The 14,669-nt window shown below is 64.8% G+C and carries 14 protein-coding genes; 10 read left to right on the top strand and 4 right to left on the bottom strand.

What is annotated here, in order from left to right; all coding sequences use genetic code 11:
- The first annotated feature begins 182 nt into the window (after positions 1-182).
- From HCN50_RS10235 to HCN50_RS10255, 5 genes are read left to right on the top strand one after another with little or no spacing between them, the layout of a single operon-like run.
- A complete protein-coding gene (locus tag HCN50_RS10235) occupies positions 183-1,100 on the top strand; it encodes an ABC transporter permease (protein WP_171709515.1) in 918 nt (305 codons plus the stop codon).
- Positions 1,097-1,978, top strand: coding sequence for an ABC transporter permease (locus tag HCN50_RS10240; RefSeq protein ID WP_171709516.1), 882 nt, complete (start codon positions 1,097-1,099; stop codon positions 1,976-1,978). The genes HCN50_RS10235 and HCN50_RS10240 overlap by 4 nt, the downstream gene beginning before the upstream one ends.
- Positions 1,975-2,952, top strand: coding sequence for an ABC transporter ATP-binding protein (locus HCN50_RS10245; RefSeq protein ID WP_171709517.1), 978 nt, complete (start codon positions 1,975-1,977; stop codon positions 2,950-2,952). Before HCN50_RS10240 ends, HCN50_RS10245 begins: the two co-directional genes overlap by 4 nt.
- Complete coding sequence (locus HCN50_RS10250) at positions 2,949-3,899, top strand: ABC transporter ATP-binding protein (RefSeq protein ID WP_171709518.1); 951 nt, start codon at positions 2,949-2,951, stop codon at positions 3,897-3,899. Before HCN50_RS10245 ends, HCN50_RS10250 begins: the two co-directional genes overlap by 4 nt.
- Before the next feature lie 44 nt (positions 3,900-3,943).
- Positions 3,944-5,473, top strand: coding sequence for an ABC transporter substrate-binding protein (locus HCN50_RS10255; protein WP_171709519.1), 1,530 nt, complete (start codon positions 3,944-3,946; stop codon positions 5,471-5,473).
- Between the two features lie 81 nt (positions 5,474-5,554).
- Here HCN50_RS10255 and HCN50_RS10260 read toward each other — a convergent pair whose 3' ends face one another.
- Complete coding sequence (locus HCN50_RS10260; RefSeq protein WP_171709520.1) at positions 5,555-6,136, bottom strand: CGNR zinc finger domain-containing protein; 582 nt, start codon at positions 6,134-6,136, stop codon at positions 5,555-5,557.
- A gap of 96 nt (positions 6,137-6,232) precedes the next feature.
- On the opposite strand from HCN50_RS10260, the gene HCN50_RS10265 reads away from it, so the two are divergent.
- Complete coding sequence (locus HCN50_RS10265) at positions 6,233-7,126, top strand: haloalkane dehalogenase (RefSeq protein ID WP_171709521.1); 894 nt, start codon at positions 6,233-6,235, stop codon at positions 7,124-7,126.
- A 5-nt stretch (positions 7,127-7,131) separates the two neighbouring features.
- Positions 7,132-8,526 (top strand): amidase, encoded by a 1,395-nt coding sequence (locus HCN50_RS10270; RefSeq protein WP_171709522.1) that lies wholly within the window; start codon positions 7,132-7,134, stop codon positions 8,524-8,526.
- Between the two features lie 69 nt (positions 8,527-8,595).
- On the opposite strand, the gene HCN50_RS10275 is transcribed toward HCN50_RS10270, so the two are convergent.
- Together HCN50_RS10275 and HCN50_RS10280 are read right to left on the bottom strand one after the other, a co-directional pair.
- Complete coding sequence (locus HCN50_RS10275) at positions 8,596-10,071, bottom strand: amidase (RefSeq protein WP_171709523.1); 1,476 nt, start codon at positions 10,069-10,071, stop codon at positions 8,596-8,598.
- 64 nt (positions 10,072-10,135) lie between these two features.
- The gene (locus HCN50_RS10280; RefSeq protein ID WP_171709524.1) at positions 10,136-11,104 is read right to left on the bottom strand and encodes a VOC family protein; all 969 of its coding nucleotides are present in this window, start codon (positions 11,102-11,104) and stop codon (positions 10,136-10,138) included.
- Positions 11,105-11,247: 143 nt separating this feature from the next.
- Between HCN50_RS10280 and HCN50_RS10285 the strand changes: the two genes are divergently transcribed.
- The 3 genes from HCN50_RS10285 (at position 11,248) to HCN50_RS10295 (ending at position 13,593) form a co-directional block, all read left to right on the top strand.
- Positions 11,248-11,532, top strand: coding sequence for a hypothetical protein (locus tag HCN50_RS10285; protein WP_171709525.1), 285 nt, complete (start codon positions 11,248-11,250; stop codon positions 11,530-11,532).
- A gap of 898 nt (positions 11,533-12,430) precedes the next feature.
- A complete protein-coding gene (locus tag HCN50_RS10290; protein ID WP_171709526.1) occupies positions 12,431-12,997 on the top strand; it encodes a thiamine pyrophosphate-binding protein in 567 nt (188 codons plus the stop codon).
- The gene (locus HCN50_RS10295) at positions 12,994-13,593 is read left to right on the top strand and encodes a thiamine pyrophosphate-dependent enzyme (protein ID WP_171709527.1); all 600 of its coding nucleotides are present in this window, start codon (positions 12,994-12,996) and stop codon (positions 13,591-13,593) included. Before HCN50_RS10290 ends, HCN50_RS10295 begins: the two co-directional genes overlap by 4 nt.
- A gap of 35 nt (positions 13,594-13,628) precedes the next feature.
- Here the strand turns inward: HCN50_RS10295 and HCN50_RS10300 are convergent, their stop codons facing one another.
- On the bottom strand, positions 13,629-14,552 hold the full coding sequence (locus HCN50_RS10300; RefSeq protein ID WP_171709528.1) for a LysR family transcriptional regulator: 924 nt from the start codon (positions 14,550-14,552) through the stop codon (positions 13,629-13,631).
- Between the last annotated feature and the right edge of the window lie 117 nt (positions 14,553-14,669).

Raw genomic sequence — 14,669 nt, forward strand, 5'->3', positions numbered from 1 at the left:
TGCCGGGCCAGACGTTAGTCGTGGGATTGCAGTCCGCAATGACACACACATTGCATCATCGCCACAGGCCATCGTGGCGATGGGAAATCGTTGCAATCGGCTCTTGCATGGGGCGGCGGTTTGGTGACACTTGCGCTTGCTTCGCCGATCACGATGCGTGCGTTGGCGCTGGAGTTTTGTAGATGTTGCGTCTGATTGCCAGGCGTCTTGCTCTCGGGGTGCTGGTCGCGCTGACCGTCATGACGCTTGCCTTCCTGCTGACGCGGCTGTCGGGTGATCTTGCGGTTTCGATCGCGGGCCCTCAGGCGACGCAGGCCGATGTCGAAATCGTGCGCAAGGCCTACGGCCTTGATCGCCCGCTCTATGTGCAGTTCTTCGCCTGGACCGGTCGCGCCATGGTCGGCGATTTCGGCCAGAGCTATTTCTTCAAGGACAGCGTGGCGAACCTGATCCAGAAGCGCCTGCCGATCACGATCACGCTTGGCTTGGTGGGCTTAAGTCTTGCCCTGATCGTTTCGCTGCCGCTCGGCATCCTGGCCGCGCTTCGCGAGAACACCTGGATCGATCGCGGCGTCACTCTGTTCACGATGGTGGGGCAGGCGGTGCCGAGCTTCTGGCTCGCCTTGATCCTGATGATCGTGCTCGGCCTGCAACTCGGCATTCTGCCGATATCTGGCACCGGCACCTGGCAGCATTTCGTGATGCCGGGCATCGTGCTCGCTTTCACGGCGATTCCGGCGCTGACGCGGCTGACGCGCTCCGGCATGATCGAGGCGATGGCGTCGGATTACATTCGCACCGCCCGCGCCAAGGGCCTGTCGCGGGCGCGCATCATCTTCAAGCACGCGCTGCGCAACGCCGCTATACCGGTCGTATCGATTGCCGCGGTCCAGCTTGGCTTCATGCTAGGCGGCTCGATCGTGATCGAGACGGTGTTCGCGCTGCATGGCGTCGGCTATCTTGGCTGGGAGAGCATCGCCAAGAACGATTTCCCTGTCGTGCAGGCGGTGGTGCTGGTGCTGGCGGTGTTCTATATCGGTCTCACTTTGCTGGCCGATATACTCAATGCGTTGCTCGACCCGAGGCTGCGGACCGGATGAGCGAACCGATTGCCATTCAGGCGCCGCAGCCGTCGACCATCGCCACCTCGCGGATCGGCACGGCGGGCTTTGCGATCGGCATCGCCATCATCGCCCTGGTCCTGGCCGCAGCCCTGATCGGCAATTGGCTGGTGCCGCAGGACCCGTTCACGCAGGATCTCGGCAACCGTCTCAAGCCGCCGTTCTGGATGGAGGGCAGCGAGGCGGGGCACCTGCTCGGCACCGATCAGCTCGGGCGCGACTATCTCGCACGGCTGGTCTATGGCGCGCGCATTTCGCTGTTGATCGGCATCATGACGGTGATCACGTCGGGGCTGATCGGCACCACGCTCGGCGTGCTTGGCGGCTTCTTCGGCGGCCGCGTCGACGACCTCGTGCTGTTCGCCATCACGACACGGTTGTCGATTCCCGTGGTGCTGGTCGCGCTCGCCGTGGTCGGGCTGATGGGGTCGGGCCTCGGGCTCGTCGTCGCAACCCTCGGGCTGTTGCTGTGGGACCGCTTCGCCGTGGTGGCGCGCGCCACCACCATGCAGGTGCGCAACCACGACTATGTCAGCGCCGCCTGGTGCGCCGGCGCCTCGATGCCGCATATCCTGATCAAGGAGATTTTGCCGAACATCGCGAGCCACCTCGCGGTGGTGGCGACGCTGGAAATGGCGCTCGCGATCCTGCTCGAAGCCGCCCTGTCATTTCTCGGACTCGGCGTGCCGCCGCCGTTGCCGTCCTGGGGGCTGATGATCGCGGAAGGCAAGGACTACATGTTCTTCTCACCATGGGTGATCATGATCCCCGGCGTCGCGCTGGCGGTTCTGGTGCTCGGCATCAACCTGGTCGGCGACGGCTTGCGTAATCTGCTCGGCGCGGAGCGACTGCGATGAGCGCGATCCTGGAAGTGCAAGAGCTTCAGGTCACGTTCGGCCGTACCGCGGCGGTGCGTGGCGCTTCCTTCCGGGTCGAGAAGGGCCAGACCCATTGCCTGGTCGGCGAATCCGGCTGCGGCAAGTCGGTCACCGCGCTAGCGGTCATGAACCTGCTTGCGCGCGGAGGTCAGCGTTCGGCGAAACGGATGAGCTTTGCCGGCACCGACCTCACCTCGCTGTCGGATCGCGAGATGGCGCGGCTGCGCGGTAATCGCATGGCGATGATCTTCCAGGAGCCGATGACGAGCCTCAACCCCGCTTTCACCATCGGCTCGCAGATGGCCGAGGTGCTGACCCGCCACAAGGGCGGCTCGCGCGCCGCGGCGCTGGAGCGCGCCGCCGAGCTGATGGCGCGCGTCGGCATCACCGCACCCGGCATGCGGCTCGGCCAGTTTCCGCACCAGCTTTCGGGCGGCCTGCGCCAGCGCGTCATGATCGCGATGGCGCTGATGTGCGATCCCGAACTGTTGATTGCCGACGAGCCGACCACCGCGCTCGACGTCACCGTGCAGGCGCAGATCCTGCGGCTGCTGGCGAGCCTCAAGCGCGAGTTCGGCCTGTCGATCCTGCTGATTACCCATGACCTCGGCATCGTCGCGCGTGTCGCCGACCATGTCTCGGTAATGTATGCCGGCGAGGTGGTGGAGCGTGCGCCGACCGCGGAACTGTTCCGCGCGCCGCAGCATCCCTATACGCGCGGGCTGCTGTCCTGCGTGCCGGTGCCGGGCCGCGTGCAGCGCGATCGGCCGCTCGGCTCGATTCCGGGCGTCGTGCCGGCGATCGGTCCCGGCTTTGCCGGCTGCGCCTTTCGCTCGCGCTGTGCCCATGCCGACGAGACCTGCACGCGCGCGATACCGCGGCGCCCGGCGGGCGAGGCGCATGATTATCTGTGCCGGCTGGAGCCGGACTGGGCGGAGCTGCAACCCGCATGACCGCCGCGATCGAGGTCGAGAACCTGCGGTGCGAATTCCGCGTCAACGCCGGATTGATGGCTGCAGAAAAGCGCGTGATCGCGGTCGACGATGTAACCTTCAGCGTGCCAGCCGGCAGCGTGCTTGGTGTCGTGGGCGAGTCCGGCTGCGGCAAATCCACGCTCGCGCGCCTGATCCTCGGACTGCTGAAGCCGACGGCGGGCACCGTGCTGGTCGACGGCAAACGCCTGTTCGACCTCGACCGCAAGGCGCGCGCCCGGCTGATCCAGCCGGTGTTCCAGGATCCGTTCGCCTCGCTCAATCCGCGCCGGCGCATCAGGGACATCGTCGCGCTGCCGCTGGAAGCCCAGGGCACGTTCTCGCGCACCGAGATCGAGCGCCGGGTCGGCGGCATTCTCGAGCGCGTCGGCCTCTCGGCCGCGATGGGCGAGCGCATGCCGGCGCAGCTCTCCGGCGGACAACGCCAGCGGGCGGCGATTGCCCGCGCGCTGGTGCTGGAGCCCAGAATCGTGATCTGCGATGAACCGACCAGCGCGCTCGACGTTTCGGTGCAGGCCCAGATCCTCAACCTGCTGGCCGACCTGCGCCGCGATCTCGGGCTGACCTATCTCTTCATCAGCCACAATCTCGCCGTCGTCGAGCATGTGGCAAGTGAAGTCGCGGTGATGTATCTCGGCCGGATCGTCGAACGCAACGAAACCGACGCGCTGTTTCGAAAGCCCGCGCATCCCTACACCAGGGCGCTGCTGGAAAGCGTGCTGACCCCGGAACCGGGCAAGGGCGTACCGGATATCGGCCTCGGCGATGTCATGCCGGATCCCTCGAATATTCCGCCGGGCTGCCGGTTCAATCCGCGCTGCCGCATCGCGGTCGAGCGCTGCCGCCATGAGACACCAGTGCCCATGGTCCGCCCGCCCCAGGGAATGGTAGAATGTCATCTGGCATAGGGCGTGCTTCACGTCGTCTGTAATCAAAAATAATGGAGAGCGATATGCGCATGCAAAAAAGGCTCGGCGTTGCAATTCTGGCCGCGGTTCTCTCGGGCGCCGGTGCACTGCCGGCCACCGCGCAAAAATCCGCCGACACGTTGCGCATCGTGATGCGCGACGCGCTGCCCAACATCGATCCCTTCTATAATAATTTGCGCACCGGCGTGGTGATGCATCACCAGGGCTGGGACGCGCTGGTCTATCGCAATCCCGATACGTTCAAGATCGAGCCGCTGCTCGCCACCGAGTGGAAGCTGCCGGATCCGACCACGATCGAGTTCAAGCTAAGGCCGGGCGTCAAGTTCCACGACGGCAGCCAGCTTACCGCAGATGATGTCGTCTATACGATCAACCTCGTGGCTGATCCGGCAAGCCGCGTCTCGACGCCGTCGAACTACAACTGGATCGACAAGGCCGAGAAGACCGGCGACCTCACGGTGAGCGTCAAGCTGAAGCGGCCTAACCCGGCGGCGCTGGAATATTTCGCGCTGGTGCTGCCGATCTATCCCAAGGCCTACCGCGAGAAGGTCGGCGCGGAAGGCTACGCCAAGGCGCCGGTGGGCGCCGGCCCCTATAAGATCACCAAGGTCGAGCCCGGCGTCTCGATCGACTTCGAGCGGTTCGACGATTACTGGGCCGGCAGTCCCAAGGGCAAGCCCGCGATCAAGAAAATGAGCGTGCGCTTCGTGCCCGATGCCGCGACCGAGATGACGGAATTGCTCGCCGGACGCGCCGACTGGATCTGGAACATGAATCCGGACCAGCTCGAAGCCGTGAACCGGATGCCGCATCTGCAGGCTGTGCGCAAGGAATCGATGCGGATCGGCTTCCTCTCGCTCGATGCCGCAGGCCGCACCGGCGCCGACAATCCCCTGACCAAGCTCAAGGTGCGTCAGGCGATCTGGCATGCGATCGATCGCAAGGCGATCGCCGACAAGCTCGTCACCGGCGGCAGCCGCGTTCCGGCGGCACCGTGCTTCCCCTCGCAATTCGGCTGCGATGCCGAGGCCGCGGTGGCTTACGACTACAGTCCGGCGAAGGCCAAGCAGCTTCTCACTGAGGCCGGCTATCCCGACGGTTTTGATGTGGAGCTTGCAAGCTATGTGCTGCCGCAATGGGGCTCATCGGTGCAGAACTACCTGCATGCCGTCGGCATCCGCGCCAAGCTCAACCAGCTCCAGACCGCAGCCCTGATCCAGCGCGCCAAGGCCGGCGAACTCAGGATGTATCTCGGAAGCTGGGGCAGCTATTCGATCAACGACGTCTCGGCCATCCTGCCCAATTACTTCGACGGCGGCGCCGACGACTACGCGCGCGATCCGGAGGTGCAGAAATGGCTGCTGCAGGGCGGCTCAACCATCAATCCGGAGGTGCGCAAGGAGGCCTATTCGGCGGCGATCAAGAAGATCACCGAGCAGGCCTACTGGGCGCCGCTGCACACCTATGTGACGACCTACGGCCACTCCAAGCAGCTCGACTTCACGCCGTATCCGGACGAGCTGCCACGCTTCTATCTGGCGAAGTGGAAGTAACAGGGATTACGGATCCAAAAGGTCCGCAATCCGCGATTTCTCCTCGGGCAATGCGTGCATTTGCCCGAGGGCGCAAAGCCATCAATCGCCGCGGCGCTGGCGGTCGCGATAGGCTCGGGTCTTCTCCCGGTTTCCGCATCGGTCCGATGAGCACCAGCGCCGATTGCCGGGCTTGGAGCGGTCGTAAAAAACCCAGTGGCACTCCTCGGAACTGCATATCTTCATACGTTCAAGCCTGCCGCTATCGGCTAGGCGCACGAGCTCGGCGAGAACGCCGCCAAGCCCGCTGCTCGCGCGCCGGGCCACCGGCCGCAGGTCGAGCGAACGCTTCCGCGAAGCCGTGACCGACAAGGGAAAGCGGGCGGCCGCGCGCTCGAGCTCGATTGCCGCGGCGTTCTGCTGTGTCGGTGAAGAACTCAGGAATTGCCTGAGGGCTGCGCGCAATTCCAGCGCTTCGCGATGCTCGGCGGGCGAGATCCGGCTGCCGGACTTCAACAGGCCGCGCGTCTGAAGCCATTTTTCGAGCTGCGCCGGCGTCGCCAGTTCGTCGCCGGGCTCATGCGCGACGCCCTGCTCGACGTACCGGCGCAGGTCGATCGAGTTCACGAAATCGTACAGCAGCGCGATATCGGCGGGAACCGGGAATTTTTCCGAATGCCTCATGACACCAGCATAATCTTTTTACTGGTTTCTGCAACAAACACCTGTTAAATGCGTTAGCCGGTGTTGGCTGAAGGCATGAACAGAGGAGAACTCCCAATGACGCATCCCCTGATCTCGACCGAGGAAGTGTCCTACCGGAAGCGCGTGGCGGTGCTGGATACCGATATGGCTTACGTCGATGCCGGCGAAGGCGACCCGATCGTGTTCCTGCATGGCAATCCGACGCCCTCGTATTTGTGGCGCAACATCATTCCCTATCTGTTGCCCTATGGGCGCTGCCTCGCGCCGGACTATGTGGGCATGGGCAATTCCGGCCCTGCGCCTGACGGAAATTACCGGTTCGTCGATCATCGCCGCTATCTCGACGCCTGGTTCGAGGCGATGGGCTTGACGAAGGACGTGATCCTCGTCGTTCACGACTGGGGCTCGGCGCTGGGCTTTGATTGGGCCCGGCGCAATCCGGGGCGCGTCAAGGCGATCGCCTATATGGAAGGGATCGTGCGGCCGTTCGCGTCCTGGGAGGAGTGGCCCGCGGCTACCCGCGCCTTCTTTCAGGGGCAACGGACCGATCGCGGCGAGGATCTGATCCTTCGGCAGAATCTCTTCATCGAATATCTGCTTCCGCTGCGCCATATCCCCGATGAGGCGATCGAGGTCTATCGGCGGCACTATCGCAATCCCGGCCTGTCGCGCATGCCGATGCTGGCCTGGACGCGGGATCTGCCGATCGCCGGCGAACCGGCCGACGTGGTGGCGATCGTCGAAGACTACGCGCGTTGGCTCTCCACCAGCCCGATACCGAAACTTTTCATCGATGCCGATCCGGCCGGTTTCCTGATTGGCGCACAGCGCGAATTCTGCCGCGCCTGGCCCAACCAGCAGACTGTCCTGATCAAGGGCGCGCACTTCCTGCAGGAGGAAGCGCCTGACGAGGTCGGCAACGCGCTGGCTCGCTTTGTCGCGAATGTCCGCGCGGGGGCCATGAGCTGAACGCCATGAACGATCTGCATTACCTGGAGCTGACCGATCTGGCCAAGCTGATCCGGACGCGCCGGATATCGCCGGTGGAGGCGACCCGCCAGCAACTCGACCGGATCGCAGCGCTGGACGACAGGCTCGCCAGCTACGCCGTCGTCACCGCCGAGCGCGCGATGGCCGAGGCGCGGGCGGCGGAAGCCGACATCGCCGCCGGCCATTATCGCGGACCGCTGCATGGCGTCCCGCTCGCCGTAAAGGATCTGTTCTGGACCAGCGGCGTGCCGACCGCGGCGGGGACGATAATTCACAGGGATTTCAGGCCGACCGAGGATGCCACCGCCGTACGGCGCCTTCGCCAAGCAGGCGCCGTATTGCTCGGCAAGCTGCAGATGACCGAGGGCGCCTATTCCGATCATCACCCGCAGATCACGCCGCCTCGCAACCCCTGGAACGCCGATTATTGGCCGGGCATTTCTTCAAGCGGGCCGGGCGTGGCGGTGGGGGCGGGGCTTTGCTTCGGCGCGCTCGCCTCCGACACGGGCGGCTCGATCCGCTGGCCATCGGCCGCGAACGGCCTGACCGGCATCAAGCCGACCTGGGGACGGGTGAGCCGCCACGGCGTGTTCGACCTCGCGCCGAGCCTCGATCACGTCGGGCCGATGGCGCGCAGCGTCGCGGATGCCGCCGCGCTCTTGACCGCCATCGCCGGCGCCGACCCGGCCGATCCCACTGCATTGCTTGAGCCGGTGGCGAGTATCGCGGCGACGACGAACCAGGCCATAGGCGGTCTCAAGGTTGGCGTCGATCGCGACTGGGGTCGTAGAGACGTCGATCCGCAGGTACTTGCGGTGCTCGATGATGCGGCGCGCGCGCTGTCCGCGCTGGGCGCCGAGCTCGTGGAAGTCGATGTGCCTGATGTCACGCAGGCCGTGGCCGATTGGGCGCCCAATTGCGCTGTGGAAGCCGCCGTCGCCCACCGGGCGACGTATCCGGCGCGCCGGGCGGCATACGGTCCGGTGCTGAGCATGGTTCTCGATGCCGGACGCGCCTCGTCCGCTCTCGACTATCAGGAGGTGCTGCTGCGGCGCATGGCTTTCCGCGGCCGCATGCGCGCTCTGTTCGGAAAGATCGACCTGCTGCTTGCGCCGGCGCATCCGTTCGCGCCGCTGTCCCTGAAGACCATGGGGACGATGGGCCTGCAGCCGGAGCTGATCGCCAGGCTGCAAGCCTACACCGCTCCCTTCAACATGACGGGCCAGCCGACACTGACCCTGCCGGGAGGGTTCAGCACCGACGGTTTGCCGATTGCATTCCAGATGGTGGCCGCCGATCTCGGCGAAGCGATGCTGATCCGCGCCGGCATCGCGTTCCAGCGTGCGACGGACTGGCACCGTCGGCATCCGGCGCTGTAGAGCCTGATGAAATTAGACGCCGGCCTTCCGTCAGCGCAATCCCCTGCAACGCAGCTAGATCATCCGCGTTCAACTCCTCGTCACATGCACAGCTGGCTTCTGCCCCGCGTTCCACTTGCCATCGATCGCGCGCTCGATCTGCGCCGCGAGTTGCAGGAGCAGCCCATCATTGGCCTGCTTGGCAATGGCCTGGATGCCGAGCGGCAGGCCGTGCTCGTGGGTGGCGAGTGGCAGCGAGATCGCGGGGATGCCGCAGAGATTGGCAAGCGGGGTAAAGGCAAAATTGCGCCAGAGATTGCCGAACCAGTCGAGCACATCAGGATTGTCGCTGATGGTGAGAAATTCCGTGGTGCCGACCTTCGGCGTCGGCAGCGCCGTGATCGGCGTCAGGATGATGTCCCAGTCCTCGAAGAACGCGCCGAAGCCGCGCGAGGTGGTATTGAACACCGCCTGCATCCGCGCCCGGTCGGCGTAGGAGGTATGTCGGCCATGCCGCCAGATCCGGATATTGATCGGCTCGATCAGATCTTCCGGCGGCTGCTCCACGCCGCGCGCCGCTAGCATGTTGGAGATGACGACGGCAAAATTGCTGATGTAGCAGGTGGTCTGTGCCGCAAAGGCTTCGCGGTAGTCGATGTCGGGCAGGGCGTAATCGACATGATGGCCGAGACCTTCGAGAAAGCGCCCGGCCTTCTGCAGTTCGGCTGCGATATGCGGCGTCGCCCGGTAATCGCCCCACTGGTATGACAGCGCGATCTTCAACCGGGCGGGATCGCGCGCGATCATCCGCGTATACGGTTCGGGCGAACCCCAGAACGGCATGAACTCGCCCGGCGCAGGGCCGCGGCAGGCATCGACGAAGGCCGCGGTGTCGCGCACCGTGCGCGACTGGCAGCCCTGGATGGAGACCAGCCCGCTGAGATCGGACAGATGGGGCGACAGCGAGAACACGCCGCGCGAGACTTTTAGCCCGATATTGCCGTTGACGCCTGCCGGAATCCGGATCGAGCCGCCGCCGTCGGTCGCATGCGCGAGCGGCACCGCGCCGGCCGCGACCATCGCCGCACTGCCGGCCGACGATCCGCAGGTGGTGTAGTCGGTGTGCCACGGATTGCGCGTGATGTAGACCGCAGGATTCTCCGCAGAGCTGCAGACGCCGAACTCCGGCGTGGTGGTGCGCCCGATCAGATTGAGCCCGGCCGCCCGCATCTTCGTCGTCAAGAAGGTGTCGGCGCTGGCGCGGTTGCCGCGCATATAGAGCGATCCCATTTCCTGCAGCCGGCCCTTCAGGGTCGGGCCGAGGTCCTTCATCAGGAATGGAAGCCCGGCAAAGGGACCGTCGAGGTTGGTGCCGTCGGTCGCGGGATCCGCGACGGCATCCTCGAACACTTCGACGACCGCCGAAAGCGGGGGATCGACCTTGGCGATCGCAGCCGCGGCCTGCGCGGCCAATTCTTTTGCCGTCAACTCGCCCTTCGCAACGCGCGTGGCCAGCGCCACACCGTCATGCCGCGCCCACTCGTCCCAGCTCATCGGCAAGTTCATTCGATCATCCTCACAGCTTTGCCCTCGGCGCACGGACGCTGTCGTTCATTTCGTTGTCGCGCCATCAAACCTTGATGAGATGCACCTTTGTCCCCCAGGGATCGGCGGTTTCGATGCCGTTCGTGATTGTCGCGGCCGGCGCGCCGGCCTGCCGCAGGCGCTGCGCCTGGGCCTGCAGGATTTCCTGCGACGCGACCTCCAGCGAAAACCATGCAAGTCCGGTGGCTGCATCATCCCGTCGACCGGCGCCGGCGCTCTGCCAGACATTGATGCCAAGGTGATGGTGATAGCGCCCCGACGACAGGAACGCGGCGCCGGTCCGCTTGCGCGTCGGGTCGAAGCCGATGACGCCGCCATAGAAGCGGTCGGCCTGTTCGAGATTGCCGACGCGCAAATGCATATGGCCGATGCGAAGGCCGTCGGGTGCCCTGGCATAGTCGGCGACGCGCGGATTCGCCAGCGTCAGCAGGTTATCGATATCGAGCGGGTCGGTCGCCATGGCGACCGTTCCGCTGTCCCATTTCCAGCTTTCGGGCGCGCGGTCGGCGTAGACTTCGATGCCATTGCTTTCGGGATCGTCGAGATAGACCGACTCGCTGACGAGGTGATCGGCGAAACCGGAGAGCGGCACCTTGTTCGTTGCAGCGTGCACCAGCCAGCGGGCGAGATCCTTGCGGGTCGGCATCAGGAAGGCGGTGTGGTAGAGGCCCGCGGCATTCCGTGCCTCGGCGGGGGCGTTCGCGCGCAAGGTGAGATCGAGCAGCGGCACGCCGCCCGCGCCGAGCCGGGCGCCCGTTGCCGTGCGCTGCATGACGGTGAGCCCGATAACGTCGCGATAATAGTCGGCGACGAGATCAAGGTTGCGCACGCGCAAGGTCACCATGCCGATCCGCATCGGCGTCCGGTTGGCGATGGTCGGCCCGGTGGCGCCGCTGGCCGTTCCTTCCGCCAGCGCTGCCGCCGTGGCCGCCGCGCTCAGCGACGAGGCGCCGACAAGGTGCAGCAGCGTGCGGCGGGTCAGGTCGATGCTCATGACGGCTCCGTTTTTCTCGGTCGGCTCAGCGAAGCAAATCCCGCGCCGGTTCGATGCTCCGCCATGTCGCGGCCGGTCGGAACCAGCGTTGCAGCAGAACGTTTTGCTCCGGGCAAGCTATTTTTCAGCCACCGGAGATGAAAATGACGCGCGCTGCAGCAGCGATTCTCATAGCGGTAATGGGAGTGGGTACCGCCTCTGCCCAATCCACCGCGCCATCGGGCGAGAAGCAGGAGACGGCCTGCACGACATCACCGGCTGCGACGTCGGGAAGCGGCGAAGAGAAGACGTCGAACTCGCAGACTGTCGGCAAGAGCGCGGTACTGCCCGATGCCGGCGGTACGAACTCAGCCGCGCCGACCGTACAGAGCGGCGAGAAGCCGCTGAAGGTTTCTCCGGATTGCCCGCCGGATTCGAGGCCGAAATAGCGAGATGCCATAGGGTAGGTAAAGGAGCGCCACCCACCGTATCTCACCGATTGTGTCACTTGACGGTAGCGCGCTAGCGCCTTGCCCACTCGACGACTGCTGCGGCAGAATAGCCGAGGGGCAAATCACTTCTGATTTTCGGAAATAGTGTCAAGCCCGCAAATCAAAAAAATTCCGCTTTCGTTCTCACCCAAATCAGTCGCATAACTTCGCCCGTCTCACCGCAGATGAGGGGCGCTCGCGAACGTCACGAACGCGCGGTGGGATGCGATGGACGCGGATGGCGCGAGAGACGTTGCGCGCGGTAAGCGTACGGCGAAGTCGTGTGGTTCGGGCGCCGCGGTGCTGGCGTTAAGTCCTTTGAGAAGCGAAAGCTGCTCAGGGGCGACGGAGGCAATAAAGCCGTTCTCCGGGAAGAGCACGAAGTAAGCCGTAAAGCCATTGCGCAGGGAAGGCCGGGATGCTCCCGCTGTACCTGTATGCTCGTGTGCATTTTCTTGATGCGCAAGCAGCACACGAGACCGCGGGTGCGGCGCGCACCCGGTCTTCCCTGCGCCCTCTGAATGAAGAGGGCGGGAAGTTGAAAGCAAAGCTCGGGCGCAAAGCGTCGCGAGATCGTTGCATCACATTCAGTCGTCATCCCCGCGAAGGCGGGAATCCAGTATTCCAGAAGCGCAGTGATTGAACCGAGAAGCCGCGACGTACTGGATCCCTTGCCTTTGCGGGGATGACAGCGGTATGTGCGGTGCTATCTCCGCGTCATTGCAAGCGAAGAGGCACCCCCCAGCCTTTCAATTTTGCGATAGAAGCCATGTCCACATTCAAATTCCTTGAATTCCGGCCGCGATCTACTCTGCGCGCAACTCAACTCTAGGAATCGCAGAGGAAACCGGGCCCGATGGCGGAAGCAGCAAAATCACGGAGCGAGGCGGTAGCAGCGCTGCCGACCTGGCCGGACGAGATCTACCGCGTGCTCAAGGATGCCGGCATTCGCCAGGTGGCGATGGTGCCGGATGCCGGCCACAGCCGCCTGATCCGCGCCTTCGAAGCCGATCCCGAGACCCGCGTCGTCACGCTGACGACGGAGGAAGAGGGTGTGGCGATGCTGGCGGGCGCCTGGCTCGGCGGCGAGCGCGGCGTTTTGCTGCTGCAGTCGAGCGGCGTCGGCAACTGCATCAACATGCTGTCGCTGCCGGTGATCTGCCGCATGCCGCTGTTGATGATCGTCACCATGCGCGGCGATTGGGGTGAATTCAATCCCTGGCAGATTCCGATGGGGCAGGGCACGCGCCCTTCGCTGGAAGCCATGGGCGTGATCGTCAACAAGGTGGACGAGCCGCATCTCGTCGCCTCAACCGTGCAGGGCGCGGCGAACCTTGCCTTCAACACCTGGAGGCCGGTGGCGGTCCTGATCGGCCAGCGCGTGCTCGGCGCCAAGAATTTCAAGGAGCTTGCCCGCAAATGAACAATCCAAACGCGCTTCTGCATCGCCGCGACGTCGTCAACGAATTGTTGCGCGATCGCGCCGATCTGCTGGTCATCGCCGGCCTCGGCGCGCCGAACTGGGACGTCTCGGCTGCCGGCGATCATCCGAATAATTTTCCGCTCTGGGGCGCGATGGGCGGTGCCTCGATGATCGGGCTTGGGCTGGCGCTGGCGCAGCCCAGGCGCAAGGTGCTTGTGATTACCGGCGACGGCGAGATGTTGATGAATGTCGGCTCGCTTGCCACCATCGCGGTGGAAGCGCCGAAGAATCTCACGATCGCCGTGCTCGACAATGAGCGATTCGGCGAGACCGGCATGCAGAAGACCCCGACCGCTTCCGGCGTCGACCTCGCCGCAATCGCCACGGCCTGCGGCATCCGTACCTCGCGCATCGTCCGCACGATGGGGGAAGTCACCGAGCTGCGCGACCTCACCCATGCGGGACGCGGAACGGCCTTCGCGCAGATCAAGATCAATCCGGAGGCGCTGGTGTTCGTGATGCCGCCGGCCGACGGCGTCATCCTGACCACGCGTTTCCGGCAGTCGGTGCTCGGCGACGAGGCGCTGTTTAATTGAGGCGCAGCTATGGCGAAGAGGCGTGCGTGGCAACGCTACGCCGTCATGTTGATCTTCCAGCGCCCTTGCCTGGCGAGCTCCTGAATCTCGGACACGATCAGCGCCGCAATCGTCGTCGTGGCGATCGACGGCGGATGGGCGATCGGCGAAGCCAGAATCAGCTCGCGCGATACCGATGGGCTGACAGGGGCCATCTCGAGGCGTTTCGCCACGACTTCGGCGCGGATCGCCGAAGGCGGCAGCAGCGTATAGCCGAGCCCTTCCTCCATCAGGCTGATCTGGGCGCGGTAGGAATCGACCTCGATCATGGCCTCCAACTTCAGCTTTTCGCGCGCCAGCGCCTTTTCCAACAGCGCCCGCAAGCCGTGCGAGACGCTGGGCAGGATCAGCTTCTGCTTCGCCAGCCATTTGAGATCGACCTGCTTGCGCTTGTTCAGCCCCGATCCCGGCGGCCCGACGGCGACGATATCCTCACGGCCGATCGACTGGACCTGAAGATGCAGATCGACAGCGGGGCCATAGATGATCGCGAGGTCCATTTCGCCGCGGTGCAGCCACTCGACCAGATGCCCGCCATAGCTCTCCACGATGCGCAGCGAGACGTCGGGAAACTCGTTGAGGACGCGCCGCGCGAACCGTCCGGACAATACTGCGCTCACCGTCGGCACCATGCCGAGGATGACGCGGCCCGACGGATTGCCGTTCGCCGATTTGAGGTCGTCGCTGACCTGCTCGATCTGGCGGATCAGGCCGGTGGTGCGGTCGAGCAACATCCGCCCCGCGCTGGTCAGGAGCATGCCGCGCCCGTTGCGGACGAACAGCTCGACGCGAAGCTCGTGCTCCAAGAGCTTGATGTGCCGGCTGAGCGCGGGCTGGGCGGCGCGCAGCCGGTCGGCGGCCTTGCTGAGGCTGCCGAATTCGGCGACGGCGCGGAAGGTCCGCAATTGTTTGAGGTCCATCGGATGCTCGGGTGCTTATTCGGCAGGCATCATATGCTGTTTCGCGCAAGTCGGTGCAATCGGTCCAATGTTCGATGCCAGACAGTTAATGGCCTCGGCTGGCGTGACGCGCCGCCC

Source organism: Bradyrhizobium archetypum, assembly GCF_013114835.1.
Classification (GTDB): domain Bacteria; phylum Pseudomonadota; class Alphaproteobacteria; order Rhizobiales; family Xanthobacteraceae; genus Bradyrhizobium; species Bradyrhizobium archetypum.